The organism is Herbaspirillum sp. GCM10030257 (assembly GCF_042666555.1).
In the GTDB taxonomy this organism is placed as follows: Bacteria; Pseudomonadota; Gammaproteobacteria; order Burkholderiales; family Burkholderiaceae_D; genus Noviherbaspirillum.
This window is the reverse complement of record NZ_JBHTDH010000079.1, coordinates 1-3,622: the sequence shown is the minus strand read 5'-3', so window position 1 is coordinate 3,622 and position 3,622 is coordinate 1. Positions and strand designations below refer to the sequence as shown.

Annotated in this window: 4 protein-coding genes; all 4 read left to right on the top strand. The window is 59.9% G+C overall.

What is annotated here, in order from left to right; genetic code table 11:
• Window positions 1-840 (top strand): branched-chain amino acid ABC transporter permease (locus ACFQUU_RS29070; RefSeq protein ID WP_382252094.1); only part of this gene is annotated, 840 nt, incomplete at its 5' end.
• Window positions 841-845: 5 nt separating this feature from the next.
• Window positions 846-2,147, top strand: coding sequence for a branched-chain amino acid ABC transporter permease (locus tag ACFQUU_RS29065; RefSeq protein ID WP_382252096.1), 1,302 nt, complete (start codon window positions 846-848; stop codon window positions 2,145-2,147).
• The gene (locus ACFQUU_RS29060) at window positions 2,144-2,908 is read left to right on the top strand and encodes an ABC transporter ATP-binding protein (RefSeq protein WP_382252092.1); all 765 of its coding nucleotides are present in this window, start codon (window positions 2,144-2,146) and stop codon (window positions 2,906-2,908) included. Before ACFQUU_RS29065 ends, ACFQUU_RS29060 begins: the two co-directional genes overlap by 4 nt.
• Window positions 2,909-3,622, top strand: a complete 714-nt coding sequence (locus tag ACFQUU_RS29055; protein ID WP_382252091.1) for an ABC transporter ATP-binding protein — start codon at window positions 2,909-2,911, stop codon at window positions 3,620-3,622.

The window sequence follows — 3,622 nt, the reverse complement described above, 5'->3', positions numbered from 1 at the left end:
TTTGCGCACGCCAGCTTTTACATGCTGGGTGCGTATTTCGCCTATGCGATCAGCATCAAGATCGGTTTCTGGCCGGCGTTGATCGTCGCGCCGCTGCTGGTCGGTGCCATCGGTGCCCTGGTCGAGCGCTATGGCTTGCGCTCGGTGCACAAGTACGGCCACATCCCGGAGCTGCTGTTTACCTTCGGCCTGTCGTATGTGCTGGTCGAAGTCGTGCAACTGATCTGGGGCCGTGCCGCGGTGCCGTATCCGATTCCGCCCGAACTCGATGGCTCGCTGTTCACGCTGTACACCACGACCTTCCCGATGTATCGCGGCTTCATGATGCTCATTGCCATCCTGATGCTGATATCGATCTTCCTGGTGCTCACCAAGACCCGTATCGGCCTGGTCATCCAGGCGGCGCTGACGCATCCCGACATGGTCGAATCGCTGGGCCATAACGTGCCGCGCGTATTCATGCTGGTGTTTGGCGGCGGCTGTGCGCTGGCCGGCCTGGCCGGTGTCATCGGCGGCAATGCGTTCGTCACCGAACCCGGCATGGCGGCAACGGTCGGCAGCATCATCTTCGTGGTGGTGGTGGTCGGCGGCATGGGCTCGCTGGTGGGCGCCTTGCTCGCGTCGCTGCTGATCGGCATCCTGCAAACCTTCGCGGTGGCGCTCGACTATTCGTTCGCCACCTTGCTCGCCGGTCTGGGCACGACGGTCACACCGGAAACCTTCGGCTTCCCGGTGTTGAACCTGACGATTTCCCAGGTGGCGCCGATCATGCCGTACCTGCTGCTGGTGCTGATCCTGATCTTCAGGCCGCGCGGTTTGATGGGCACACGGGAGAGCTAATGAACATGAATACCTTGACCATGAAAAATACGATGACGTACAAGCCCCTCAACCTGGCACGCTGGATCATCTGGGGCCTGTTTGCCGTTGCCCTGATCGTTGCGCCGCTGATCTTCAACAAGGGTGCATCGCTGTCGATCCTGTCGCAGATCGGCACCCTGATGATCTTCGGTTTGTCCTACAACATGCTGCTGGGGCAGGGTGGCATGCTGTCGTTCGGCCATGCGGTGTATTCCGGCCTGGGGGCATTCTTCGCCATCCATGCGATGAACCTGGCCACCGCCGGCAAGATCTGGATGCCGGTCACCATGATTCCGCTGGTCGGCGGGCTGGCCGGCATGTTCTTCGGCGTCCTGTTCGGCTATGTGACGACCAAGAAATCCGGCACCACCTTTGCGATGATCACGCTGGGCATTGTCGAACTGGTGTTCGCCTGTTCGTTGATGTTCCCGGAGTTCTTCGGTGGTGAAGGCGGGATCTCGACCAACCGGGTGTATGGCGAGAAATTCCTTGGCATCAGCTACGGTCCGCAGATCCAGGTGTACTACCTGATCGCCGCCTGGCTGTTCATCGCCACCATCGGCATGTATGCGTTCACGCAGACGCCGCTGGGCCGCATCATCAATGCCGTGCGTGACAATCCGGAGCGGGTGGAATTCATCGGCTATGACACCCAGTGGGCACGCTACCTGACGCTGATCCTGTCGGGTTTCTTTGCCGGCATTTCGGGTGGTTTGTCGGCCATCAACTTCGAGATCGTCACTGCGGAAAACGTCAGCGCGCTGCGTTCCGGCGGGGTGCTGCTGTTCACCTTCATCGGCGGGATCGGTTTCTTCTTCGGCCCCATGATCGGTTCCATCATTGGCGTGTTCCTCACCGTCATGCTGTCCGATTTCACCAAGGCCTGGCAACTGTACCTGGGCATCTTCTTCATCCTGATCGTGATGTACGCGCCAGGCGGTGTGGCCGGCATCCTGATGCTCAACCTGCGGGTGGCCAAATACGGCAAGTTCAAACGCGTCTGGGCGCAGATGCTGGCGGTGTGCATTGCCGCGCTGGTCGGCCTGGTTGGCGCGATCATGGTGATCGAAATGGCGTACCACTACACGCTGGAATCGGTCAACGGCACGCAGATGAAGCTGTTTGGCACCATGGTCGATACGGCCGCACCGATGCCGTGGCTCATTGCGCTGGCGCTGGTGACCATTGGCAGTTTGGGTTTCTGGAAAACAAAGCAATCATTTACACAAGTGTGGGGCGAAGTGAACGGCGAAATTGAAGAACAGATCCGGAGGGCCACGGCATGAGCATCTATTCCCTTGAACTGAAAGATGTGCGCAAGAGCTTCGGCAAGTCGGAGATCATCCGTGGCGCCAATCTGGCGGTGCCCAAAGGCGAACGCTTCGCCATCATTGGTCCCAACGGCGCCGGCAAGTCGACGCTGTTCAACCTGATCTCGGGGCGGTTCCCGGTGAGTGCGGGCGATATCCTGCTCAACGGCAAGAGCATCCTGGGGCTCAAGCCGTTCGAGATCAACCGCAGCGGCCTGTCGCGCAGCTTCCAGATCACCAACATCTTCCACCGCTTGTCGGTGTACGAAAACCTGCGCTGCGCGGTGCTGTGGTCGCTGGGCTACAAGTACTCATTCTGGCATCGCCTCAACGGCCTCAAGGATGCGCATGAACGCGCCGAAGCGGTACTCGAGCAAATCGGTCTGCGGCGCCGTCGCGATACGCTGGCGGGCTTGCTGACCTATGCCGAGCAGCGTGCGCTGGAAATCGGCATCACGATCGCAGGCGGTGCCGACGTGATCCTGCTCGATGAGCCGACCGCGGGCATGAGCCGGTCGGAATCGGATGCGGCGGTCGAACTGATCCGCAAGGTCACGGTTGGCAAGACCCTGCTCATGGTCGAGCATGACATGAGCGTGGTATTCGGCCTGGCCGACAAGATCGCGGTGGTGGTGTATGGCGAAGTGATTGCCTGCGACACGCCGCAGAATATTCGTAGCAATCAAAAAGTGCAGGAAGCCTATCTGGGCGGACATGCACCGGCGGAGGCAGCATAAATGGCAGCACTACTGGAAATCAAGGACCTGCACGCGTATTACGGCAAGAGCCATGTGCTGCATGGGGTTGACCTGAATGTGGGCGAAGGGGAAATCGTGAGCTTGTTGGGTCGCAACGGCGTGGGCCGGTCGACCACGGTGAAGTCGACCATGGGGCATGTCGATGTGACCGGCTCGATCAAGTTCAAGGGCGAGGAGATCACCGGCCTGAAAGCCTTTGAGATTGCGTACAAGGGACTTGGGTATGTACCGGAAAACCGCGACGTGTTTCCGACCCTGACGGTGGAACAGAACCTGATCCTGGGCGAGAAGAATGGCAAGGGGGCGAAGAAGCAGCCGCGCTGGACGCTGGACGACATGTACCGGATGTTTCCGCGCTTAAAGGAACGGCAGCATACGGCCGCGGGCGTGCTGTCGGGCGGTGAGCAGCAGATGCTGACCTTGTGCCGTACGCTGATGGGCGACCCGGACCTGATCATGATCGACGAGCCGACCGAAGGGCTGGCGCCGAAGATTGTGGAACTGGTGGGCGAGTACCTGAAGGAACTGAAGAACCGGGGCATTTCGGTATTGCTGGTGGAGCAAAAGCTGGCGATTGCGATGGAGATTTCGCAGCGGGTGTACGTGATGGGGCATGGCTCGATCGTGTTCGAGGGTACGCCCGACGATCTGCGGGGCAATGCGGCCATTCGCAAGGAATGGCTGGAAGTCTGA

Excerpts from the sequence above, each read along its gene's own strand:
- ACFQUU_RS29065 (WP_382252096.1), top strand. The coding sequence starts at position 846 with ATGAATACCTTGACCATGAAAAATACGATGACGTACAAGCCCCTCAAC.
- ACFQUU_RS29060 (WP_382252092.1), top strand. The coding sequence starts at position 2,144 with ATGAGCATCTATTCCCTTGAACTGAAAGATGTGCGCAAGAGCTTCGGC.
- ACFQUU_RS29055 (WP_382252091.1), top strand. The coding sequence starts at position 2,909 with ATGGCAGCACTACTGGAAATCAAGGACCTGCACGCGTATTACGGCAAG.